This is a genomic window from Rhodopirellula sp. SH410 (assembly GCF_055811895.1).
On the sequence record NZ_CM147949.1, the window covers coordinates 811,790 to 836,592 of the forward strand.

A 24,803-nucleotide genomic window follows, 5' to 3' on the forward strand; every position below is an offset into this window, starting at 1 on the left:
GCTCCGCCTGGGACGCTTTCGAGCCGATCCGAAAACCGAAAAGCGATCGCAGCTGCCGTCGCCAGACAGCGGAATCGCTACGCTCTGGCGGGCGTAGCTAGTGGTTCTCGGATAGGAACCTAGGAGCGAGCGGGAAATTACTGTCTGAAATGGTGGTCGAACGCTCCGCGGTCGACTATTCCGACTGCGGAGCGTTCGGCCACTTATTTTCCGCTTGTCGCTTAGTCACGCTTGGGCAGGACCCAATCAGGGCGAGGGAAGTGGCAGGTGTAACCATTCGGGATGCGTTTTAGGTAGTCCTGGTGCTCTGGTTCCGCTTCCCAAAAATCGCTCACCGGCTCCACTTGCGTGACGACTTTGCCGGGCCAAACTCCGGCCTCGTTCACGTCGGCAATGGTATCGATGGCAACCTGACGCTGCGCATCGTCGACATAGTAGATCGCTGACCGGTAGGATGTGCCGCGGTCATTGCCTTGCCGGTTCAACGTGGTGGGGTCATGGATCTGGAAGAAAAGTTCCAGCACTTGGCGGTAGCTAACTTGCTCCGGATCAAACAGGATTTCGATGGCCTCGGCATGCGTGCCATGATTGGGATAGGTCGCATTGGGCACGTCACCGCCGGTGTAGCCGACACGGGTTTGTTTCACACCTGGCAGTTTGCCAATGAGGTCCTGCATGCCCCAAAAACAGCCGCCGGCGAGTACTGCACGCTGAGTCATCGTTTGATTCTCTCATTCAGATGGGTTTGTTCGACAAGCAATGATGGTCGCCGAGTTGACTCACGCGGGCAATCCCCATCGATCTGCTGATCCGCGCCCGTCGGGTGAATTGCCTGCAAACGGGAACGCAATGGGTTAGAATGTTAGCAGTCGCTCGTTCAGCGGTACGCAAGTACCCGTTTGGTGCCGCTCGACTCTCTTTCGCCTTTTTACTTGCCATTGATGATCATGTCGCATCGTTGTCGTTTTGATCGTGAGTCCTTTTTTCGAAGTCGCCGTTTCGTGTGGGCGGCAGGATTGTTGTTCGTCGTCGCCCTGGTTGGCCCGACGGATTGGGCTGTGGCGCAGCGTGCGGCCAAGTCTGGGGCGCAGAAGCCGAAGGACCCGGCATTGGAGCCGCGTCCTGAAATGTTGACCACCAAGGACGGCGTCAACATCACCGCGTATTACTTTCCTTCGGACCAAGCGAAGGATGCGATCCCTGTGATGATCGTGCATGAATGGAAAGGGCAGGCGGCGCCCTACTTGAAGTTGTGCAAGGCTCTTCGCAAGGCGGGTTTTGCGGCAATCGTGGTCGAGTACCGTGGCCACGGCAACAGCAAGTCCTATCGCGGTCTGACTGGGGCGGAACACGACTTCAATATCTCGACGATGGGGCGACGCGATGCGGATGCAATCATTCGCTATGACATCGAAGAAGTAAAACAGTTTCTCAAGGAGGAAAACGACGCTGGCCGCTTGAATCTGAATGCTTTGTGCATGATCGGCGTCGAGGAGGGTGCGATCCTGGCGGGGTTCTGGGCCGTGCGAGACTGGGGGATTCCGAGTGTCGGGCGGATGAAACAGGGGCAAGACGTGAAGGGGCTGATCTACGTTTCACCGGAGAAAAATCTTCACGGACTCGCGATGAGTACCCCGATCACCGAACCGATACTGTTAGGTCTACCGACCATGATCGTGGCGGGCTTGAGCAGTCCTCAGGGCAGCGAGGCTGAACGGATGGGGAGCCGGCTCGAGATAATGAAAAAACGATTCAATCGAGGCGTCGCAACCGGTTTCGAAATGCTCCTGCCAAAAACCAGTTTGAGTGGCGCCGCGCTCATCAATGACGACGCCACCGTGATCCCGGGGATCATCAAGTTCCTGCAAGAAAACGTCCGGGTGAGCGAGACGGAAAATCCTTGGATCGACCGTCCCTGAAACCGGCGTCGTTTGGCAACGATGCAAAATCGCCCGCGAGCGATTGATCTCCGCCGCAGCGGTAAGGAAACGAGTCTTCAAGCCAGGAAAACAGAACCGCCTGAGTGACAGGGGGCTCGGGCAGCCATTTGATGTTGCCATGCCGTTGCAAATCCGCAAACATATCCGTTGACGGAAACAGCAGCTCACAAGTAAGAAAACCGCGGTTTTTGCCACCTCAAAATGCTTTCCAGCGTTGCCCGTTGGGGCTATTCCGCTCAACAAGAGAAACTCCGATGAAAATTTTGCTTGCCGTCGATGGGTCGGCTCACTCGCTGGCGGCCTGCCGGTATTTGGCTGCTCTTCCGTTGCCGAAGTCGACCGAGGTGGAGATCTTGACGGTCGTCAATCCGCCGGACGTCGTGCTGACCGGGCAAACGGAATTGTGGTACCCGCAGTTCATTGAGCATCAAGAGGAGATCGCTCACCAAGCGATCGAATCGGCGCGTGGGGCGATTAGCCAGCTCGATGCCGCGGTCACCTCGCATCAGATGACCGGACACATTGGGCACTGTATCGTCGAGCGTGCCAAGGATCAGCAGGTCGACCTCATCGTGGTCGCCGCCAAAGGGCATTCCGCATTCGAGCGAGTCTTACTCGGCAGTGTCAGTGACTATGTCGCCACGCACGCCACTCGCAGCGTGCTGGTCGTCCGCGTCGCAACCACGCCCGACGGCGATCCTGTGCAGGGGGCGCCTGCCGGGAACATCGAACATGTGACGATCGCCGCCGACGAGCGAGAGGTCTCCGTCAAGCTGGTGGATAGGGTTTGCCAGTTCGCGTGGACCGCGGATCAGCATCTCAGTGTCGTCACCGCATCGTTGAAACTGGAAGTGTTTCGCGAAGATATACTCGCCACAACGATGGAAGAGGCGGCGCGGCGGCGAACCGAAGCCCGTCGCTGCGCCGATGCCGCCGCCGCTCGATTGTCGCAGTGCGGTGCGAATGCAGACGGCCACGGCATCGAAGTCGAGCATATTGGCAAGGGGCTGGTCGAGTACACCGTCCAGAATCGCAGCGACCTGATCGTGCTCGGCGACTCCGGCCGTGGGCCGATCTCGCGGATCTTCCTCGGCAGCACCTCCCGCTACGTCCTGCATCACGTCCACTGCAGCGTGCTGATCATTCGCTGAATTGCCAGCGTGGCAAGCAGGGAGTGAAAGTATCCGAAGGTGGGTTGGAAAGTGCGAACGTCCGGTGGAGCACCACCGGACCAATCCCTTGCGCTACTGAGTGCCTGCCCTTTCGCAACTTCCTCGCTTCCACGACACTTGACGTTTTACGTGGGAGCCTATCCGAAAACCTCGAGCAAACCCGCCGCTGGTGCCGTCGGCTCACGGTTTTCGGATGGGCTCTGAATGTCCGAACGAATGAACAGGCGGAGGAATCGCCATGAAGTATGTGATCATTATTCCCGATGGCTGTGCCGACGAACCGCTCGAATCCCTTGGTGGGAAGACGCCACTGCAGGCCGCCCGCTTGCCGGCCATGGACGCGGTCGCTGCGGCGGGATGTGTCGGGGTGACCGACAACACGCCTGCGGACTTTCCCGCCGGTAGTGAAGTCGCCAATTTGTGCTTGCTCGGCTACGACCCGAACGAGTTTTTTACGGGGCGGGCGCCGATCGAAGCGGCTGCAACCGGGATCCAGTTAGGGCCGCATGACTGTGCGATTCGCTGCAACCTCGTCACGGTCGATGATCAGGTCATGATGGATTTCACGGCGGGGCATATCGGTACCGAGGAAGCCAGCGAGCTGCTCGGTGAATTGAATGCGAAGCTACTCGGGGGTGAGCATCCGGCGATCTCCAGCGATCTGGCCGCGCGGTTGGAGTTCGTGAACGGAGTCAGTTACCGCAACCTGTTAATTTATCGCGGTGACGCAGATCATCCCTCGCCCTTCACGCCCGCGACACGTTCGTCGGCTCCCCATGATTTAACAGACCTGTCGATTTCGGATGATTTTCCGCGGGGGCCAGGCAGCGACATCTTGGTGGCGCTGATGACCGCATCGGCGGAGATTTTTGCCGATCATCCGGTCAATAAGGCTCGCGCGGCGGCCGGCAAATCCACAGCCACCAATGTGTGGTTATGGGGCAGTGGTGGTGCACCGGGGTTGCCGACGTTTGACGAACGATTTGGTTTGAAAGGCGTTATGATCACCGCCGTGGACCTGTTGCGTGGCCTGGCGGCGTTGGCGGGCTGGGATCGTATCGAAGTCGACGGGGCGACGGGCTACCTCGACACCAACTACGCAGGCAAGGGGCAGGCGGCCGTGGAGGCGTTGGATAAGTACGACCTTGTTTGCGTGCACATCGAGGCTCCCGACGAAGCTTCGCACGAAGGCCGAGCGGATGCCAAAGTTGAGGCGCTCGAGCAGATCGACCAACACATTGCTGCACCATTGTGGAAAGCGGTCAGGGAGCGCGACGATGCGCGAATCCTCATTCTGCCGGACCATCCAACATTTTGCCGTACCAAAAAGCACACTCACGGCCCCGTGCCGCTGGTGATGGCTGGTTGCGGTGTGAAGGCGGATGCGGCGCAGACCTACGACGAAATTACCGCAAACGAGTCGGGTTTTCGCTTTGATCCCGGCTGGACGATGATGGAGAAGTTCCTGCAGCGTTAAGCAGGTAAGCGACAGTGAATGAGCTCGAAAGGTGACCCGCTTTCGTGTCTTTGGTTCGCTAAGTTGAAAAAAATCCGGCCCGCAGGGCTGAGTTGAGGTTGACGATCAGCGGACGGTTCGCCAAACTTCGCCACTTCTCACGAGTCAATCATCTCATAGAGCTGGTTGGAATCTCGCGAGACCCCAAGTGGGAGAAGTGACCGCTCGCTCATTAGCAGCCATTTCCGGCTTCTGACGGAAGAGCCCGAGTTGTTTCGCCGAACCACCCGACACCAAGAGTCGTGACCAATATGCCAAAACAATCTAAGCGGTATCGCTCCGCGCTCGCTAAACAACCGAAAGAGCTTCAGCCGCTGCCCAAAGCGGTTGAGACGCTCAAGACCTATGACGCCACGAAGTTCGACCAAACCGTCGAAGTTCATATGCGTTTAGGCGTTGATCCCAATCAAGCGGATCAGATCATTCGCGGTTCGCTCGTCCTTCCCCACGGTATCGGCAAGACGCAACGCGTCGTCGTGTTCGCCAAGGGCGATCAAGCTAAGGCTGCCGAAGCCGCTGGTGCGGATGAAGTCGGTCAAGAAGACCTGGCTAAGAAAATCAAAGACGGTTTCACCGATTTTGACGTCTGTATCGCTGCCCCTGACATGATGGGTTTAGTCGGCCCACTCGGTCGCGTGCTCGGCCCTCGTGGCCTGATGCCCAGTCCGCGTGCGGGAACAGTGACCGCCGATGTCGGTAAAGTTGTTGGTGAATACAAAGCCGGTAAGGTTGAATTCCGCAATGACAAGGGCGGAAACGTCCATGCGATGGTCGGTAAAATGAGCTTCGAATCGCAAAAGCTCGAAGAGAATATCACCGCATTCGTCGACTATATCTCTGGAATGAAGCCCCAATCTATCAAGGGCACGTACATTAAAGGCGTTGCCATTTGTGCAACGATGACCCCCAGCGTCCGAGTCCTTACCTAAAACGCCGATTGCGATCGAGAAGGATCGGCGAATTAAAGTTTCAGCCCAGCCACGCGTTGTCGCGGTAATGAGTTTCGTCAGCGAAAAAATCAAATGAGTAAATACGTTAAAGAGCTGGTCACCCGTGACCTGAAGCGTCGATTCGATGGGGTCTCCGATGCCGTGTTGGTGACCTACACCGGCATGGACGCGAATACCACCAACGAATTGCGTGGCGAGCTCAGTGAGAAAAACATCCAGATGATGGTTGTTAAAAACTCTCTGGCCCGTCGAGCAACCGAAGGGTCCACACTCGCACCTGCATTCGATGACACACGTGGTCAAGTCGCAGTGATGTGGGGTGCGGATGACTTTGTCTCGCTCGTCAAAGAAGTCGTGCGGCTGGATAAAGACAGCGATAAATATGAGGATTTTACCGCCACTGGCGGTGTCATGGATGGCGAGCGTCTCGACTCCGATGGTGTCAAGGCAATCAGCAAGTGGCCTAGCCGCGAAGAGCAAGTCTCGATGCTGGTCGGCCAGATTCTCTCGCCGGGTGCCAACCTCAGTGGTGCGTTGCTCGGTCCTGGGCGTACGCTCAACAGCCAAATCAAGAGCAAGGGCGAAGGCGACGAGTCGTAACGACGCCTTCATTTCACCCGAGTTTTTCCCAATTCAACTTTTCCGAATCACCTTTTTCGTTTTTGAGGTAGTTTGACATGTCCGATGAAGCAACTGCGGTCGCCGAATACAGCGCCGAAGCCAAAGAACTAGGCGACAAGATCGCCAACATGACCCTGAAGCAAGCCAAAGAATTGAGCGACTACCTCAAGGATGAGCATGGCATCGAGCCAGCATCCGGCGGTGGCGCTGTAATGATGGCAGCCGCTGGAGACGGTGGCGCAGCCGAAGCGGTTGAGCAAACCGAATTTGATGTCATCCTGACCAGCTTCGGCGATAAGAAGCTGAACGTCGTCAAGGTTGTCAAGAACATCACTGGCGCTTCGTTGATGGAAGCCAAAAAGATGGTCGAATCCGCTCCTGCGACCCTCAAAGAAGCTGTCTCGAAAGAAGACGCAGCGAAGATCAAAGCCGAAGTCGAAGAAGCCGGCGGTTCTGTCGAACTCAAGTAGTTCCACAGGTGGTTTCGGAAACCCAATCGAACGTTCACCGAATCAATCGCATTCGGTGAGCGTTTTTTGCTGCGCTAGTGGTGCGGTGAGAGATTGTTCACTGCAGGCTGCGTTGTCTAGCTGTGCTCTCTTGTTTAGTCGCGGAGCGATTCCCGTATGCACTTGGGGCTTCAGCTCTGGGAATTCGAAGCCCAACGATCCGCGAGGCCTCGGAGACGCGTTGGCACGCAAGGCGTTCCGTTCCCTTGAGGTGGTCCGCTAGGACCAGGCCCCGCCCAAGACCGATTTGTTCGCTCGGGACAATCGCCCCAAGCGATGGACACTCATTTCCAAGGCATGACATCTTATGAAAGCCGCCTTCATCACCGCCACGGGATCACCCGATGCAATCCAATTCGGCGACGTTCCCGATCCACAGGTCTGCGGCGATCAAGTCCTGATCCGTGTTGAAGCGAGCTGTGTCAATCCGATTGATACCTACCTCCGCGGTGGCGTTATCGCGATGGACCTACCGTCACCGTATTTCCCCGGTTGCGATGCTGCGGGGGTTGTCGAAGCGGTCGGGAACGGGGTGAGGCGTTTTTCGGTTGGTGATCGTGTATGGACAACCAACCAGGGTTTGTTGGGACGCCAGGGTACCTTTGCCGAGAAGATCGCGGTCGATGAGAAGTGGGTGTACGGATTGCCAGAGGCAGTTTCATTTGAGGACGCCGCCGCGTGTGCGCTTGTGGGCGTGACAGCGCACCTCGGCCTATTTCGAGAAGCTGCGTTGGAGCCGGGCGAACGGGTCTTGGTGATTGGCGGTAGCGGTGGCGTTGGCTCGCTCGTCGTGCAGATGGCGGCCGCCCACGGCGCCCGCGTGATTGCGACCGCTGGCAGCGAAGAGAAAGCTGAATTGGTCCGCAGCTTCGGTGCCGAAGAGGTCATCTTGTACAAGACACAATCCATTGCCGAGCAGGTGCGGCGGTTTGATCCTCAGGGCGTGAATGTGCTCTGGGAAACCCGCCGTGAACCTGATTTCGCGTCAGCGATCGAGATGCTCGCTGAGCGGGGTCGGATGGTGCTGATGGCTGGACGTGATGCGCAGCCTCCGTTCCCGGTCGGCCCGTTCTATGTCAAAGAGTGTTCGCTGCACGGGTTTGTGATGTTCAAGGCGACGCCGATCGAAATGCGGACCGCTGCCGAAGAGCTTACCCGCATGCTCAAGACCGGAAAGATCCACTCGAATATCGGGGCTCGCTTCGCGCTCGATCAAACTGCCGAAGCGCATCGTTTACAAGAGGCCGCTACGCTCGGCGATAGCGATCGATTGTGTGGCAAGATTGTGGTTGTCAACAGCGAGAGTAGCAGATCATGAGCGAGTCACCTGCTTCCATACCGAACTTCGCCGCAGGAGTGTCCTGCGAAGCCAGCGGCGATCGACTGCTGCCAGCGATTGCCCAAGACGCAAGCTCGGGTCGGGTGTTGATGCTCGCGTGGATGAACGAGGCAGCGTGGACGGAGACGATCAGGACCGGCCGCGCGGTGTACTTCAGTCGCTCGCGCGGCAAGCTATGGCGTAAGGGGGAAACAAGTGGTCACCAACAGATCGTCCAGAAAGTCCAGGTCGACTGCGACGCCGACACCATCTTGCTGCACGTCGAGCAAACCGGCGCCGCCTGCCACGAAGGCTACGCGAGCTGCTTTTTCCGAAATGTTGAGGCGGACGAATCGATTCAGATTCAGGAACCGCGGCTGGTGAACCCCGCCGATGTGTACGGCTGAAAATGCCGGGCGCAGGAAAGGATGGCCGGTTCTACCGGCCATGCCCTCCCGCGTAACTGAGTGGAGTGGAGTGGAGTGGAGTAACCAACGCCTGTGGCCGGTGGGAACCGGCCCTACTTGATGGCAACGTCGCCAGCGGGTTGGTCCCGTAGGGCCGGTTCCTACCGGCCATCCCGTCCCGCGCGACCGAGCGGAGTGGAGTAACCAACGCCTGCGGCCGGTGGGAACCGGCCCTACTTGATGGCAACGTCGCCAGCGGGTTAGTTCCGTAGGGCCGGTTCCACCGGGCATGCCCTCCCGCGTAACTGGGCGGAGTGGAGTAACCAACGCCTGTGGCCGGTGGGAACCGGCCCTACTTGATGGCAACGTCGCCAGCGGGTTCTACCGGGCATGCCCTCCCGCGTAACTGAGTGGAGTGGAGTAACCAACGCCTGTGGCCGGTGGGAACCGGCCCTACTTGATGGCAACGTCGCCAGCGGGTTCTACCGGGCATGCCCTCCCGCGCGACCGAGCGGAGTGGAGTAACCAACGCCTGGGCCGGTGGGAACCGGCCCTACTTGATGGCAACGTCGCCAGCGGGGTCTACCGGGCATGCCCTCCCGCGCGACCGAGCGGAGTGGAGTAACCAACGCCTGCGGCCGGTGGGAACCGGCCCTACTTGATGGCAACGTCGCCAGCGGGTTCTACCGGGCATGCCCTCCCGCGTGACCGAGCGGAGTGGAGTAACCAACGCCTGTGGCCGGTGGGAAGCGGCTCTACTTGATGCGAACCTTCGGCGTGGGCAGGTGCTCAATCAAATCGTAGGATTCAATTTCTTACCAGGTATCCGTAAAGCTGCGACAGAATGCTGTCCCAATCCACGCATGAACACTTCCACCGCCGCAGTCGCGTCAAGCGATTCTCCCCAGTCCCCTCCGGCGATCGAGCAGACTGCTTTGACGGTGCTCGGGGCGATTAGCGTCGCTCACATGCTCAACGATATCATTCAGTCGTTGATTCCGGCAACCTATCCATTGTTGCGAGATTCGCTGCAACTGAGCTACGGCGACATTGGACTGATCACGTTCGCCTTCCAGCTCACCGCGTCATTACTGCAGCCTTTCGTGGGCATGTACACCGACCGCAAGCCCAAGCCATACTCGCTGGCGATCGGAATGGGATTGACGCTCATCGGCTTGCTCTTTTTTTCGCAGGCGAGATCGCTGATCACGTTGATGGCTTCAGCCTCACTGATCGGCATGGGGTCGAGCATTTTCCATCCCGAAGCCTCGCGGATGGCGCATCTGGCCGCGGGGGGACGGCATGGGTTCGCGCAGTCGTTGTTTCAAGTCGGCGGGAATTTCGGGACTTCGTTGGGGCCCCTGCTGGCCGCTGCGATCATTTTTCCATTTGGCCAAAGCTCGATCGCTTGGTTTGCACTGCTCGCGTTGGTGGGAATCATCGTCCTGACGAAGGTGGGCGCGTGGTATCACAGAAAGCTCGCCAGTCGCGCGGCAAATGGTATTTCGTCGAAACCGCAAAGACACAGCTATCTCACCGGCCGCCAGGTCACCGGCGCCATGGGGGTATTGGTCGCACTCGTTTTGTCGAAGTACATTTATCTGGTGAGTTTTACTAGCTACTACGCTCTCTACATGGAGGACAAGTTCGGCGTGACGAAGCAGCAGTCGCAGCTCTGTTCGTTTGCGTTCTTGTTCGCAGTGGCGGTGGGGACGTTCGCCGGTGGTCCGCTGGGAGACCGGTTTGGGCGAAAGGTCGTGATCTGGTTCTCGATTCTGGGTGTCGCTCCCTTTGCACTCGCTTTGCCCCATGCGGGATTGGTCGGAACGATTGTGCTGACGGTCTTCATTGGCGTGATCTTGGCATCGGCCTTCTCTGCGATTCTCGTGTTCGCACAAGAGTTGTTACCGGGGCGCGTGGGCGCGGTCGCAGGCTTGTTCTTTGGATTTGCATTCGGGATCAGTGCGATCGCAGCGGCGTTGCTCGGCGCGTGGGCAGATCACACGAGCCTCGCAAACGTTTTCCAGCTGTGTGCCTATTTACCATTGATGGGGATCATCACTGCGTTTTTGCCGAAGCTCGAGTCTCCAACCAGGTAGGTCCCGTTCCACCGGCCCTCCCCTCCCACGTGGCCGATCAAAACGAGCAACGAATGCATGTGGTCGGTAGGAACCGGCCCTACTCGCTGCTCGCGGCAGTGTAGCAAAACAAACCTCCCCCGACGCGATGCGGCGGGGGAGGCATGAAATACAGGGAACGTCGATCAGTTGTCGCTGCTCGATGCACCGGCTTCGGCTGTCTCGCCGCCGCCACCCAACAGTGGGAAGGATTCCTCGAGCGCCGACACGGGGGTCGCGGCGAGTTCTTCCAGGGCTTCGCGACGGTAGTTGACTTCCGACTCTTGGAAGATTCGGAAACCGGTACCGGCCGGGATCAGGTGACCGAGGATAACGTTTTCCTTCAGGCCAACGAGCTTGTCGACCTTGCCTGCCAGAGCAGCTTCGGTCAACACCTTGGTCGTTTCTTGGAACGACGCGGCACTGATGAAACTATTCGACTGCACGGCCGCCTTGGTGATCCCGAGTAGCTGGGTACTCGCGGTCGCGCTCTTGCAGCGTTTGCCCTTGGCGGTCACACCACCCATCGCTTCGACTTCCGCGTTGGTTTGCTCGAACGCTTCCTTCGGTACGATGGTGCCTTCGGTGTAATCGGTATCACCTGGGTTAGCGATCTTCACGCAGTTACGCATTTCTTGGTTGCCACGGCGGAAGTGGAACCTGTCCATCACGCTGCCGGGCAGCAAGTTGGTATCACCGGCCGATTCGATCTTCACCTTACGCAACATGCGGGCGATGATGATCTCGCCGTGCTTATCGTTGATCTCAACGCGTTGGCTACGATAGACCTGTTGGATTTCGTGCAGCAGGTACTGCTGCACGGCTTCTTCGCCGGTCACCCGCAGGATGTCGTGAGGAACCAAGGCTCCGTCGACGAGTGCTTGCCCGGCTTTGACGATGTCGCCCGTGTGGACGAGGAAGTGCTTACCGTGAGGCACGAGGTGTTCCCGTTCGATGCCCGAATCGCTGCGGACAATAATCGTACGTTTACCACGTTTACGTTCGCTCAAGATTTCGACTTCGCCGTCGACTTCCGCGATCACAGCAGGGTCTTTCGGCTTACGAGCTTCGAAAATCTCGGTCACTCGAGGCAGACCGCCCGTGATGTCGGACACACCGCCGGTCTCACGCGGCATTTCCGCGAGCACGGCACCCGGGATGACTTCCTCACCTTCCTTGACGGAGATCGTGGCTCGTTCGGGCAAGTACTGGGCGTGCAACGCCCGGCCATCGCCATCTTCGATGACGAGCTGCGGGTGCAGGTCGCCCTTGTGATCGATGATGACCATCCGCAGGTTACCGCTGGCCTCGCGGTCGACCCGCATCGTTTCGCCTTCGACAACGTCTTCAAAACGAATTCGACCGGTCACTTCCGAGAGAATTGGAATCGAGTACGGGTTCCACTCGCAGAGGACTTGGCCGGAGACGACCTGGTCGCCTTCCTTGACCATCAGCGTCGACCCGGTCGGAATGTCATACGACTCGATTTCACGACCACGATCGTCGACCAGCATGACTTGGCCATTACGCGTCAACACAACGTCGCGGCCTTCGGTATTCGTCACCGCTTTCATGCGTGTGAAGCGAACTTCCCCGTCGCGTGCCGACTTGATATCGGACTCTTCGACTTGCTTGGTCACACTACCACCGATGTGGAACGTCCGCATTGTCAACTGCGTGCCGGGTTCACCGATCGACTGGGCGGCGATGATACCAACGGCCATGCCTTCTTCGACCATCGATCCGGTTGCCATGTCCATGCCGTAGCATGAACGGCACACCCCGAGGGGTGCGTCGCAGGCCATCGGCGTGCGGACTTGGATTTTCTCCAGTCCCATCTGTTCGATCTTGCGAGCGATTTCGGGCGTGATCATTTGGGTCGCGTCGACGATGAGTTCATCGGTGACGGGGTTAACGATCGCCTTCAGGCTGACCCGACCATTGATCGAATCGGCCAGAGACACTTCGACTTTTTCACCGCGGTAGACAACACTCTTGGTGATGCCTTGGGTCGTCCCACAGTCGTGCATCGTGACGACGACGTTTTGCGCGACGTCAGCAAGTTTCCGGGTCAGGTAACCGCTGTCGGCCGTCTTCAACGCCGTGTCGGCCAAGCCCTTACGAGCACCGTGAGTGGACGAGAAGTACTCGAGCACCGAGAGGCCTTCGCGGAAGTTTGCCTTGATGGGCGTTTCGATAATTTCGCCGGTAGGCTTGGCCATCAAACCCCGCATCCCGGCAAGCTGCCGGATTTGCTCGATACCGCCCCGTGCACCCGAGTGCGACATCAAGAACACGGGGTTGATGTACCAACCGCCTTCGCGAATGTCGTTTTCCATGGCAGTCATCATGTCCGCCGTGATCGCTTCGCGAGCATGCGTCCAGGCATCGAGAACTTGGTTATAGCGTTCCTTACCAGTCATCAAACCACGGTCATAAGCCTTCTTGTGCTTCATGACCGTCTTTTCAGCGTCCTTGATGAATTTCAGCTTGGTGTCGGGCGTGACGAGGTCATCCGTTGCAAACGACAAACCGCTGCAGGTGGATTCGCGGAAGCCCATCTGCATCATATCATCGAGCAGGTGAATGGTCGGTTTGCGGCCGAGACGCTGGTAGCAATCGCTGATCGATTTCGCCAGGTCACCGCTACGCATTGCACGGTTGTAGAAATCCATCCCGTCGGGAAGCATTTCGTTGAACCGGACGCGGCCTGGGGTGGTGTTGATGGTCGCCCCGTAGACCCCCGATTCGTCATCGGTCTTGAGTTTTTGGAACTTCGGCAAACGCATCTTGATCTTGGTATGCAGCTCCACCTTGCCTTGGGAAAGTGCGTAATCGACTTCGTTGTAACCGCTGAAGGTCATCCCTTCGCCTCTGCGGCCGGGCAGCTCCACGGTCATGTAGTAGCAACCCATGACGATGTCCTGGGAAGGACTCATGATCGGCTTACCATTGGACGGTGCAAACACGTTGTTGGTACTGAGCATCAACGTGTGAGCTTCGACTTGAGCTTCGATTGAAAGCGGCAAGTGGACGGCCATTTGGTCACCGTCGAAGTCGGCGTTGAAGCCCTTGCAAACCAATGGATGCAAGTGAATCGCGTTCCCTTCGACAAGGGTGGGCTCGAATGCCTGGATCCCCATCCGGTGCAGCGTCGGAGCACGGTTGAGCATCACAGGGTGATTCTTGATGACCTGTTCGAGGATATCCCACACCTCTTCGTCTTTGCGCTCGAGCATCTTCTTGGCCGACTTGATGGTGTCGGCGTGACCGAGTTCTTTCAAGCGACGGATGATGAAGGGCTGATACAGTTCGAGCGCGATCTTCTTGGGCAAACCGCACTGGTGCAGTTTCAGTCGCGGGCCGACCACGATCACGCTACGTGCGGAGTAATCGACGCGTTTGCCGAGCAGGTTTTCCCGGAAACGACCTTGTTTCCCCTTGATCATATCGGTCAAGGACTTCAATGGCCGGTTCGATGAACCGAGCACCGGACGCTTGCAACGGTTGTTGTCGAACAACGCGTCGACGGACTGTTGCAGCATCCGCTTTTCGTTGCGGATGATGACTTCCGGAGCGTTCAGATCGACGAGCTTACGCAAACGGTTGTTGCGGTTGATGATCCGGCGATACAGGTCATTGAGATCGCTGGTGGCAAAGTTGCCGCTATCGAGCAACACGAGTGGGCGCAGGTCGGGCGGAATCACGGGGATCACGTCGAGCACCATCCACTCCGGACGGTTGTCACTGTCACGGATCGACTCGACGATTTTGAGTCGGTTGATCAGGTCCTTTTTCTTCTGCTTGCTACCCGTTTCGGCGAGGTCGATACGGAGCTGCTCGGAGAGCGGAACGAGGTCAAGTTTGTTGAGCAGTTTGCGAACCGCTTCGGCACCCATGTCGGCTTCAAACGAGCCGTGCCCGTACTGCTGGCGGGCGGCGCGGTACTCTTCTTCAGTGAGCAGTTGTAGCGATTCCAGGTCGGTTTCGCCTGGATCGATGACGACGTAGTCTTGGAAGTAGATCACCTTTTCGAGCGAGCTGGTCTTCATCGCCAGCAGGTTGCCCAGTCGCGAGGGCATCGCTTTGAAGAACCAGATGTGCACGACGGGAGCGGCCAGCTCGATGTGACCCATCCGTTTACGGCGAACGCGTGAGTGCGTGACCTTGACGCCGCAACGGTCGCAGATCATGCCCTTGTACTTCATGCCGCGATATTTGCCGCAGGCACATTCCCAGTCCTTCTCAGGGCCAAAAATACGTTCGCAGAACAGGCCGTCTTTCTCAGGACGGTAGGTACGGTAGTTGATGGTTTCAGGTTTCTTGACTTCGCCGAACGACCAACTCTTGATGTCCTGAGGACGGGCCAAAGAGATGCGTACCGACGCGTAATCGTTGATGCGATCGTAGTTACTGGTTTCGCCAACTGACATGAAAGAAGCCCTTAGCTATTAGCTTTTAGCTCTTCGCCATTTCTCCGGTCATTGCCGGGTGTGAAAAGCGTTGAGCGATTTGGAGTGGAAGGTTTCAAGCGATCTTGGTCGCGATAGAGTCAGGCGAAGCCCGACGTCAAACTGTTTTAAGTGAAGATGCAATCTCACCGGATAGCCCACGCGGATCGCAAGCAGCGAAACGCGTGTGGCCGGGAACTGGCCGCGGACGCGGCTAGATCGGTCTCTTCTCGAGTTGCATGTTCAGGGCCAAACCGCGAATTTCGTTGGTCAACACGTCGAAACTGGCGGGCGTGCCAGCTTCGAGGGTGTTCTCACCCTTGACCATCGACTCGTAGATCTTGGTACGTCCTTCGACGTCATCGCTCTTGACCGTGAGCAGTTCCTGCAGGATGTATGCGGCACCGTATGCTTCAAGTGCCCAAACTTCCATTTCACCGAAACGCTGACCGCCGAAGCGTGCCTTACCACCGAGTGGCTGTTGAGTGATGAGCGAGTAAGGTCCGGTACTGCGAGCGTGGACCTTGTCGTCGACAAGGTGGTGCAGTTTCAGCATGTAGATGTAACCCACGGTCGTTTCCTGCTCCATCGGTTCGCCCGTCCGACCATCGGTCAAGCGAATCTTGCCGTGGGCGGGCAAGCCCGCTTCGGCCAAGCAGTCGTTGATCTCCGCTTCGACCGCACCGTCGAAAATCGGGGTGATCGATTGGAAACCGAGTTTAGCTCCCGCCCAACCGAGGTGCGTTTCCAAAATCTGTCCCACGTTCATCCGCGAAGGCACGCCGAGCGGATTGAGCATGATTTGGATCGGCGTCCCATCCGGCAGGAAGGGCATGTCTTCAATCGGTAGGATCTTGGCGATCACACCTTTGTTACCGTGACGACCGGCCATCTTGTCACCGACACTGATCGTCCGCTTGGTCGCGATGTAGACCTTGACCATCTGCAGCACGCCGCTGCGAAGTTCATCACCACGCTTCATGGCGTTGAGTTTGCGGTCGCGCTCGTCGATTTCGTTTTCGACATTCTGCCATTGGGCCGCATAGACCTTCTCGACATCGGGTCTTTTCGACCCGGGGACTTGGTCGAGGACCTGGTCGAAGCGGAAACTCGTGGCACGTTCGGCGACGAACTTGGGATCTTGACCATCGGCCAAAGGAGTCCCGGTGGCGTCCTTGAGTTTCGTCCCAGCGGCTTCTTCGAGGTCGCGTACCAACGATTCAAACGTGCTTGCGATCGCCTCGTTGCCTTCGGTCTCGTGCTGTTTCAGCTCTTTCTCGAACGCCTTTCGCTCGTCGTCACCAAGGCTCATCCGCCGCGAGAACTTGTGCGTGTCGATCACGATGCCTTCGATTCCCGATGGAACCTCCAGCGAATCATTCTTAACATCCTCACCCGCGCGACCAAAGATCGCGTGCAGCAACTTCTCTTCGGGCGTGAGTTCTGTTTTGCTCTTGGGGCTGACTTTGCCGACGAGAATATCGCCGGGTTTGACATAGGTCCCCGTTTGCACGATCCCACTGTCGTCGAGATTGCGAAGTGCTTTCTCGGAAACGTTCGGAATGTCGCGAGTGAACTCTTCGCGACCGAGCTTGGTTTCGCGAATTTCGACGTCGAAGTCCTCGATGTGAATCGAGGTATAGGTGTCGTTGCGAACCAGTTCTTCGCTAATGATGATCGCGTCTTCGTAATTGAACCCGTCAAAGGACATGAAGCCGACCAGGACATTGCGTCCGAGGGCGAGTTCGCCGAGTCGGGTAGCAGCACCGTCAGCGATGATCTGCCCCTTCTCAACCTTGTCACCAACCGTCACGAGTGGCTTTTGGTTTTGACAGGTGCGTTCGTTCAGCCCTTGGTACTTCTTCATTGTGTAGTGATCGCTACCGACTTCGATGCGGGTCGCATCGGCGTACGTCACTTTGCCGGCTCGGCGAGCACGCACGACCATGGCACTGTTCTTCGCGACCTCGCGTTCCATGCCAGTCGCAACGATCGGAGGTTCGGCCACCAGCAGCGGCACGGCTTGCCGCTGCATGTTCGAACCCATCAATGCGCGGTTTGCATCATCGTGCTCGAGGAACGGGATCAATCCAGCCGACACACCGACCATTTGGGCCGGTGCAACGTCCATATAGCTGACCTGATCGGGCAGCACGATTGCGAAGTCACTACGGAACCGAGCGATCAAGTTAGGCCCGGGAACGAGGGCCCCGTCCTTCACCTCGGTATCGGCCGGAGCGACGTACGATTCGCCTTCTTCGTCCGCACGCAACCACACGGTTTGGTCGCTGATTTTGCCGTCGATGACTTTGCGGAATGGAGTGATCAAGAATCCGTAATCATCAACACCCGCGAAAATGGCGAGCGAGCTGATCAGACCAATGTTCGTACCTTCGGGCGTCTCAATCGGGCAGATCCGACCGTAGTGCGAAATGTGAACGTCACGCACTTCGAAGCCGGCACGCTTGCGGTTCAGGCCGCCTGGGCCGAGTGCCGACAAGCGGCGTTCGTGAGCGAGTTGGCTGAGTGGGTTCGTCTGGTCAACGACCTGAGACAGTTCGCCGCGACCGAAGAAGTAATCGATCGCCGCCGAAACGCTCTTGGGATTGATCAGGCTGCGGGGCGTCATGTCCTGAGCATCTTTGACACTCATACGCTCCTGCACGGTGCGCCGCAGTTTCAAGAAGCCCTTGCGGAGTTCTTCGCTGGCGAGCTCGTCGATGGTCCGCAACCGGCGATTGCCCAAGTGGTCAATGTCGTCGATCTCCGCATCGCTGTCGGCGTCGAACAGGTCGATCAGGTAACGGATTGCCGAAATCATGTCGTCCGGACGCAGCGTCATCACGTCTTCGCTGACGTTCTGGCCGAGTTTACGGTTAAGCCGGAAACGCCCGACCTTACCCAGGCGATAACGATTCGCGTCGTAGAATTTCTCTTGGAACAGCGTGCGAGCTTTTTCCAATTGCGGCGGGTTGCCCGGGCGCAGACGTTGGTAAATCCGCAGCAATGCTTCCTCGTGACTCGCCGTCGTGTCTTCGGCGAGTGTGTGGAAGATCAATGGGACCTTCGGTAGGTCCATCGCCTCGACGCTTTTGACATCGGCGGCGCAGATGATCTCCGCCAGCTCGGCACTGATCTTGTGGCCGGGCTCGACAATGATTTCACCAGCCCGTTCGTGACCGCTGGGATACACGACGTCGTCGACACAGATTTTATTCTCGAGCAGGCTCGCATCGCTGCCGCCGGAGATCTTAATGGTCTTGGTTTCGTAGAATGCTTCGAGCAACTCCGCGTCCGTGCTGTACTTCGGATCCATTGCTCGCAGCAGCATCGTGGCGGGGAACTTACCGCTCTGGTCAATGCGGACCGTCAAGGAGTCTTTCTTCGTAACGTTCACCTCGATCCACGAACCCCGTTCGGGGATCACGCGACAGGAGGGCAGTTTGCGGTCGGTCGTCGTGTCTTGCTCCAGCACGAAGTCGACACCAGGACTGCGGTGCAGCTGGCTGACGACGACGCGTTCGGCACCGTTGATCACGAATTCTCCGCCACCGAGCATGATCGGTAGGTCGCCGAGATAGACTTCTTCCTCGATCGGCTCTTCCCGGTTCAATCGCAACCAAACCCGCAGAGGACGTCCATAGGTCAAGCGGAGTTGACGACACTCTTGTATGGTATAGCGAGGCTTGCCGAGGTCGTAACGGAGATACTCCAGCGTCGTATTGCCGTCATAGCTGCTGATCGGGAAAATTTCCTTCAGCACCGACTCCAGCCCTTGATTCTTTCGCTCTGTGCTGGCCGCATCGGCTTGCAGGAACGAAGAATAGGATTCGGTTTGCAGGGCAGTGAGGTCCGGCAATTCGAACTGGCCAAGGCCGGTTCCAAATTTACGGATACTGGTGGGCTCGAGTCGACGCTGAGTGGTGGTTGCCATCGAGAGGGAAGCTCCTTCGCGGGGAAGAACAAAATCACCACGCGTCCGAGCCAGGAGCTGCCACCATTTGGTTGCGGCCAGTTCCATTCAACGTCGGAAACGAGTGAGATGACTAAACTTAAGTTTGGCTATCGAAACCGGCGATAATCTTGTGCGGGGAGTCACACTGCGGGTCAAACTCTACAAAAATAGCCGAATCGGTCCCATGACGGCCAACTTACCAAGCGGTAATTGGCGGGAAATGGAAACGAAAACCTCTCACGAAATGAATCAGGCTTGCCGTGGAGGGCACAATTCCACGAGAAGTTTGCATCCGGAGAGAAAAGGCAGCAGAGGTCGGGGCGCGCGTTGTGGGATACCGGGTGGCGATAGTCGAAACTGAAATGTAACCCTATTTTCCAGTTTCGCAAAGGGCAACACGCTGATTTTGGTCCCGTTTGTGCTCTAGTCGACCGCGATGCTCTCTCCGCGAGAGCTGACCATGGCCTGATATCGCGTTCTTTCATGTCAAGTTGCTTCCGTTTTTATCGTCCGTGTTCATTCATCTTGATACCCCGCCATGAAATTTACTCGATCTTCCGGTGTTCTCCTGCATATCACCAGTTTGCCTGGAGATTATGGGACGGGCGATCTTGGGGACCCGGCCTACCGCTTTGTTGATTTTCTGGCCGCGGCAGGCCAGAAAGTATGGCAAATTCTACCGCTTTCACCGCCTGCGGAGGGCAATTCACCCTACAGTGCGTACTCCGCGTTCGCTAGCAATCCGTTGATGATCAGTGTGCCTCGGCTGGTTCACGATGGGCTGCTCACGGACGCGGACCTGGCGCAGATGCCCCCTGCCCCGGTCCCCCATGACGCTGCTGCAGGCGAGTCGAAGTCGGCGTCCTCGGCTCCCCAACGGCATTGCGACTTTCCCGCCGTCGCCGTGCACAAAGAAGTCGCACTGAGCCTCGCGTTCGAGCGATTCCAGAACACCGCGTCGCATCCGCTGCGTGCGCCCCTGCTAGCGTTTAGCAAAAAACACGCCAAATGGTTGGACGAGTTTTCGCGTTTTGAAGCTTTGATGCGGCGACTCGGGGATGCGGATTGGTCTCAGTGGCCCCACGAACTTGTCACGCGGCAGGTGTCTGCCCTGGCGCACTGGGACGAGGAACTCGCCGAAGCGATTCATTTCTCGAAGTTCAAGCAGTTTGTGTTTGATCGCCAGTGGCACGCGTTGAAGCAGTACGCGGGCGAACGGAATATTCAAATTTGTGGCGATATGCCGATCTTTGTCGCCCATGAGAGCGCCGACGTGTGGGCGAACCAGTCTCTGTTCGCGGTTGACGAGGCCGGCAAACCGACACTGGTGGCTGGGGTGCCCCCGGATTACTTCAGCAAGACCGGGCAGTTGTGGGGCAACCCGCAATACAATTGGGACGCCCTGGAGGCGACGCACTATCGTTGGTGGACCGAGCGTTTTAGTGAAGCAATGCGGCAGTTCGATCTACTGCGAGTGGATCATTTTCGTGGTTTCGAAGCCTATTGGGCAGTGCCCGCGACGGCCCGGACGGCGGTCTCGGGGACTTGGGTGAAAGGCCCCGGTGCCAAGCCGTTTGACGCCGCCCGGGAGGCGCTCGGCGAACTGCCGTTTATCGCTGAAGACTTGGGGCTGATCACGGAACAGGTGCACCAGCTTCGCGGACAGCTCGGTTTCCCCGGGATGCGAGTGCTGCAGTTCGGGTTCGACCGAATCGAAGACGACTTTCATCGACCGAATACCTTCCCGGAAGATTCGGTTGCCTATACCGGCACGCATGACAACGACACGCTCGTCGGCTGGCTGAAGAAGCGAAAGCCATCGTCGCCGGATCCGCTCGATCAGTGGATTGCAACCCACGAGCATCCGCCCGGAGAGCCAGTGCATTGGCAATTGATCGACGCGGTGCTGCAGTCACACAGCAGCATTGCGATCATTCCGATGCAGGACTTGCTCGGACTCGACAACGCTGCACGGATGAACATTCCCGGCCAGGCGGCTGGGAACTGGACGTGGCGGATGGGTGAAGACGCCATCAGCGCGGACCTGGCCGACAAGTTGAAAACGCTCACCCAGCGAGCAGGCCGGTAAGCGGGGCGATTTGCAGCTTTACCCCCTGCTGGAAAAGCGAGGGGGATCGAAGGGCCCGCGGATAAGTTGGTATCCGAAAACGGTGTGAGTATCGCCCGTGAGCCCGGCGCGCCAACGAGGCGCGGCCCGGTGTGGGCACGCGTTTCGACGCGGCGTCGCCATGTCACTTCATGCTAGGCGGCTCATATTCGATCGATGTACTTGTTGAACATGTTTTCGAGCATTTCTTGGCGTCCGCTGGTGTTGGCGGTCACTTCACCCTTGTCGAGCATGTACTTCTCCAGCTCAGCGAAGCCGACTTCGCCGCTTTCGATTTTAGCGCCGATGCCCTCGTCCCAGCTCGCGTAGCGATTTTTGACGAAGTCGCAGAGTTCGCCGCTCTCGCGAATGGCAGCAGCGATCTTCAGGCCCTTCGCGTACGCGTCCATGCTGCCGATGTGGGCGTAGAACAGATCGATCGGCTCGTGCGATTCACGCCGTACCTTGGCGTCGAAGTTCACGCCGCCACTACCGATTCCGCCATGTTTGAGGATCATCAGCATCGTTTGAGCGGTCAGGTAATAGTCGGTGCCGAATTGATCGGTGTCCCATCCCAGCAGCATGTCACCTGTGTTCGCGTCGATGCTGCCCAAGGCGCCCTGCATCCCCGCATAATCCAGCTCGTGCATCATCGTATGCCCGGCGAGCGTCGCGTGGTTGGTCTCAAGGTTGAGCTTGAAGTGATCTTGCAGGTCGTAGCTGCGGAGGAAATTCATGCATGCCGCGGCATCACTGTCGTATTGATGCTTGGTCGGCTCTTTGGGCTTCGGCTCGATCAGGAACTGGCCGGTGAAACCAATCTGTTTGGCATAGTCGACCGCCATATGGAGGAACTTGGCGAGATGGTCGAGCTCCCGTTTCATGTCGGTGTTGTAGAGGTTCTGGTAGCCCTCCCGGCCTCCCCAGAACACGTAGTTCTCGCCACCGAGGCGATGTGTCACCTCCAACGCCTTTTTGACCTGGCCGGCGCCATAGGCAAACACATCGGCGTTGCATGATGTCGCCGCACCATGCATGAATCGGGGATTGCTGAACATGTTCGCGGTGCCCCAGAGCAGTTTGACGCCCGTTGCTTTTTGCTGTTCGGCCAGCACGTCGGCGACCGCGTCCAGGTTCGCGTGCGTTTCTGCTAGCGAATCGCCTTCGGGAGCAACGTCGCGGTCATGGAAGGCGTAGTAAGGCGCCTGCAGCTTGGTGAACAGTTCGAAGGCGACGACAGCTCGCTTTTTCGCGTTGTCGACGCTCTCACTGCCATCGTCCCAGGGTCGCAGGGCGGTACCGGGGCCGAACGGGTCGCTGCCCGTGCCACGGAACGTGTGCCAGTAGACGATGCTGAATCGCAAATGTTCGCGCATCGTTTTGCCCTCGACCACTTCCTCGGGGTTGTACCAACGAAATGCAAGCGGATTGTCACTTTGGGGGCCTTCGTATTGAATGACAGGTACGTCGGGAAAAGCGGTCATCGCGATTTTCGGGGTTGTAAAGGTATTGAATGTGGAGCAGGCGGCGACTGCGTGCCGATCTGCTAAAAATGGTCATACGGCACAATCTCAGCCGTAGGCCGACTAATATCGGCCCAGTCCCCCCCTGCGACAAGGGGAGCGAATTAGCTGCCAACTCTCAACTCCGCGGCCCTGAATTCTGAATCCTATGCCCTCCCCCACTTCGAAAGTCGCTCTGATCACCGGCATCACCGGCCAGGATGGTTCGTACCTCACCGAGTGGCTGTTGGAAAAAGGCTATGTCGTCCATGGGCTGGTTCGCCGGACCAGTAACACGGTCCGCACCCGACTGGATTCGCTGTTTCGCAACAAGGACATCTACGAGCGTTCGCTGTTTCTGCACTACGGCGACCTTGACGACATCACCACCATCCGCCGGATCTTGGTGAAAACGCAACCGGACGAAATCTACCATTTGGCAGGTCAAAGCCACGTGGGACTGAGTTTCGAGATCCCTGAATCGACGTGTCAGTTCACGGCCATGGGCACGCTGCGGCTACTCGAGATGATTCGCGATCTGGATAAGCAGCCGAAGTTGTTGCACATCAGTAGCAGTGAAATCTTCGGACGCCCGGATATTTCGCCGCAGAATGAGCTGACGCCCATGCGTCCGGTCACACCTTATGGCGTCGCGAAAACGTTTGCGACGCAGATGGTCCAGGTCTATCGTCGCTCGTTTGGTTGCTTCGCGTGCAATGCGATTTGTTACAATCACGAGTCACCACGTCGGGGCGAATCCTTTGTCACTCGCAAGATCACACGCGCCGCTGCGGCGATTTCTCTGGGCAGACAATCTGAGCTACGGCTCGGTAGCCTCGATGCGCGGCGGGATTGGGGGGATGCTCAAAACTACGTCACGGCAATGTGGATGATGTTGCAGCAGGACACGCCGGACGACTACGTGATCGCGACCGGTCGTACGCACTCGGTCGCGGACTTCTTGCAATTTGCATTTGCTCACGTCGATCTGGATTGGCGGGATTACGTGGTCGCGGACTCCAAGTTCATCCGGCCGACGGATGTGGCGGATTTGTGCGGGGACCCGTCGAAAGCGATTGAAAAGCTCGGCTGGCAGCCACCCAACAGCTGTCGAGAGCTCGCCGAGCGAATGGTCGATTTCGATCGTAGGCAGCTATTAGCGACCAGCGACTAGCTTCTCTGAATCCCGAGCCCTCCCTTTTCCCTCTTCTTCCTTCTCGCTCTCATTCATGTCTTTTCAAAAAATCTTCGTTGCGGGGCATCGTGGTATGGTTGGCAGCGCCGTCCTGCGCCAACTCGCTGCGGTCGCTGCGACGGCGGAGTCGCCGCCGCAGGTTGTCACGCGTACTCACGCCGAACTCGACCTTTGTGACCAGGCTGCGGTGAACGCATTTTTTGCTGCGGAGAAGCCTGATTGTGTGCTGTTTGCTGCCGCGAAAGTCGGTGGGATTCACGCCAATGCGACCTACCCGGCCGCGTTCGGTTTCCAAAATACCACGATGGCGACCAATGCCATCGACGCCGCATACCGCCACGGGGTCCAGCGATTCCTGTTCCTGGGCAGTACCTGCATCTATCCTCGCAACGCTCCCCAGCCGATTGCGGAGTCCAGTCTTCTGTCGAGTCCGCTCGAGCCGACCAATGAAGCGTACGCGCTGGCCAAGATTATGGGGCTGAAGCTTTGTCAGTACTATCGCCAGCAATACGGGGTGCTGTTTCATTCTGCGATGCCCACCAATCTCTACGGGCCCGGGGACAACTACCATCCTGAAAACTCGCATGTGATTCCCGGCTTGATCCGCCGTATTGATGCCGCCAAACGCGATGGCGATCCTCTGGTCAGTGTGTGGGGATCGGGCACTCCGCGGCGCGAGTTCCTCCATGTCGACGACCTGGCCCGGGCGATTGTGCACTTGATCGGCTTGCCAGAGCCACCGGATTGGGTCAACGTCGGTAGCGGCACCGATCTGACGATTACCGAGTTGGCAACGAAGATCGCCGGCGTGGTGGGGTACCAGGGCCGAATCGTTCAAGATCCCTCCAAGCCCGACGGCACCCCCGTCAAACGCACCGACACGACACTCATCAACTCCACCGGTTGGTACGCCCGTATCGACCTCGACGAAGGTCTGCACGCCACCTACCAATCGTTTCTGGCGTCTCGCAACCTGAACCCTGAACCCTGAACCCTGAACCCTGAACCCTGAACCCTGAACCCTGAACCCTGAACCCTGAACC

Annotated in this window: 16 protein-coding genes; 12 read left to right on the top strand and 4 right to left on the bottom strand. The window is 57.9% G+C overall.

From position 1 onward, the window contains the following. Positions 1–221: 221 nt before the first annotated feature. Positions 222–719, bottom strand: coding sequence for a peptide-methionine (S)-S-oxide reductase MsrA (msrA, locus tag SH410x_RS03255; protein WP_473674569.1), 498 nt, complete (start codon positions 717–719; stop codon positions 222–224). 228 nt (positions 720–947) lie between these two features. Here msrA and SH410x_RS03260 point away from each other — a divergent pair, with 228 nt between their 5' ends. From SH410x_RS03260 to SH410x_RS03300, 9 genes are all read left to right on the top strand, one after another. Next, positions 948–1,919, top strand: a complete 972-nt coding sequence (locus SH410x_RS03260) for an alpha/beta hydrolase (RefSeq protein WP_473674571.1) — start codon at positions 948–950, stop codon at positions 1,917–1,919. A gap of 275 nt (positions 1,920–2,194) precedes the next feature. Continuing rightward, on the top strand, positions 2,195–3,091 hold the full coding sequence (locus SH410x_RS03265) for a universal stress protein (protein ID WP_473674573.1): 897 nt from the start codon (positions 2,195–2,197) through the stop codon (positions 3,089–3,091). A 259-nt stretch (positions 3,092–3,350) separates the two neighbouring features. Further along, on the top strand, positions 3,351–4,589 hold the full coding sequence (locus tag SH410x_RS03270; protein WP_473674575.1) for a cofactor-independent phosphoglycerate mutase: 1,239 nt from the start codon (positions 3,351–3,353) through the stop codon (positions 4,587–4,589). Between the two features lie 290 nt (positions 4,590–4,879). Next, entirely contained in the window at positions 4,880–5,557 is a 678-nt protein-coding gene (gene rplA / locus SH410x_RS03275) for a 50S ribosomal protein L1 (protein WP_473674577.1), read from the top strand. Positions 5,558–5,650: 93 nt separating this feature from the next. Further along, positions 5,651–6,178, top strand: coding sequence for a 50S ribosomal protein L10 (gene rplJ / locus SH410x_RS03280; protein ID WP_473674579.1), 528 nt, complete (start codon positions 5,651–5,653; stop codon positions 6,176–6,178). 77 nt (positions 6,179–6,255) lie between these two features. Next, positions 6,256–6,669 (top strand): 50S ribosomal protein L7/L12, encoded by a 414-nt coding sequence (rplL, locus tag SH410x_RS03285; RefSeq protein WP_473674581.1) that lies wholly within the window; start codon positions 6,256–6,258, stop codon positions 6,667–6,669. Positions 6,670–7,015: 346 nt separating this feature from the next. After that, entirely contained in the window at positions 7,016–8,026 is a 1,011-nt protein-coding gene (locus SH410x_RS03290) for an NADPH:quinone reductase (protein WP_473674582.1), read from the top strand. Beyond that, complete coding sequence (gene hisI / locus SH410x_RS03295) at positions 8,023–8,433, top strand: phosphoribosyl-AMP cyclohydrolase (protein ID WP_473674584.1); 411 nt, start codon at positions 8,023–8,025, stop codon at positions 8,431–8,433. The genes SH410x_RS03290 and hisI overlap by 4 nt, the downstream gene beginning before the upstream one ends. A gap of 863 nt (positions 8,434–9,296) precedes the next feature. Next, positions 9,297–10,532, top strand: coding sequence for an MFS transporter (locus tag SH410x_RS03300; RefSeq protein ID WP_473674586.1), 1,236 nt, complete (start codon positions 9,297–9,299; stop codon positions 10,530–10,532). 164 nt (positions 10,533–10,696) lie between these two features. Here the strand turns inward: SH410x_RS03300 and rpoC are convergent, their stop codons facing one another. Continuing rightward, the gene (rpoC, locus tag SH410x_RS03305; RefSeq protein WP_473674588.1) at positions 10,697–14,983 is read right to left on the bottom strand and encodes a DNA-directed RNA polymerase subunit beta'; all 4,287 of its coding nucleotides are present in this window, start codon (positions 14,981–14,983) and stop codon (positions 10,697–10,699) included. A 232-nt stretch (positions 14,984–15,215) separates the two neighbouring features. Next, positions 15,216–18,935, bottom strand: coding sequence for a DNA-directed RNA polymerase subunit beta (gene rpoB / locus SH410x_RS03310; RefSeq protein WP_473674590.1), 3,720 nt, complete (start codon positions 18,933–18,935; stop codon positions 15,216–15,218). A 559-nt stretch (positions 18,936–19,494) separates the two neighbouring features. On the opposite strand from rpoB, the gene malQ reads away from it, so the two are divergent. Further along, positions 19,495–21,045: a 4-alpha-glucanotransferase gene (gene malQ / locus SH410x_RS03315; protein WP_473674592.1), complete on the top strand. Its 1,551-nt coding sequence runs from the start codon at positions 19,495–19,497 to the stop codon at positions 21,043–21,045. A 182-nt stretch (positions 21,046–21,227) separates the two neighbouring features. On the opposite strand, the gene xylA is transcribed toward malQ, so the two are convergent. Beyond that, the gene (xylA, locus tag SH410x_RS03320; protein ID WP_473674594.1) at positions 21,228–22,547 is read right to left on the bottom strand and encodes a xylose isomerase; all 1,320 of its coding nucleotides are present in this window, start codon (positions 22,545–22,547) and stop codon (positions 21,228–21,230) included. Between the two features lie 187 nt (positions 22,548–22,734). Here xylA and SH410x_RS03325 point away from each other — a divergent pair, with 187 nt between their 5' ends. Then, positions 22,735–23,739 carry a GDP-mannose 4,6-dehydratase gene (locus SH410x_RS03325; protein WP_473674596.1) on the top strand — a complete coding sequence of 335 codons (1,005 nt, stop codon included), beginning with the start codon at positions 22,735–22,737 and terminating at the stop codon, positions 23,737–23,739. Positions 23,740–23,794: 55 nt separating this feature from the next. Next, positions 23,795–24,751 (top strand): GDP-L-fucose synthase family protein, encoded by a 957-nt coding sequence (locus SH410x_RS03330; RefSeq protein WP_473674599.1) that lies wholly within the window; start codon positions 23,795–23,797, stop codon positions 24,749–24,751. The last annotated feature ends 52 nt before the right edge of the window (positions 24,752–24,803 follow it).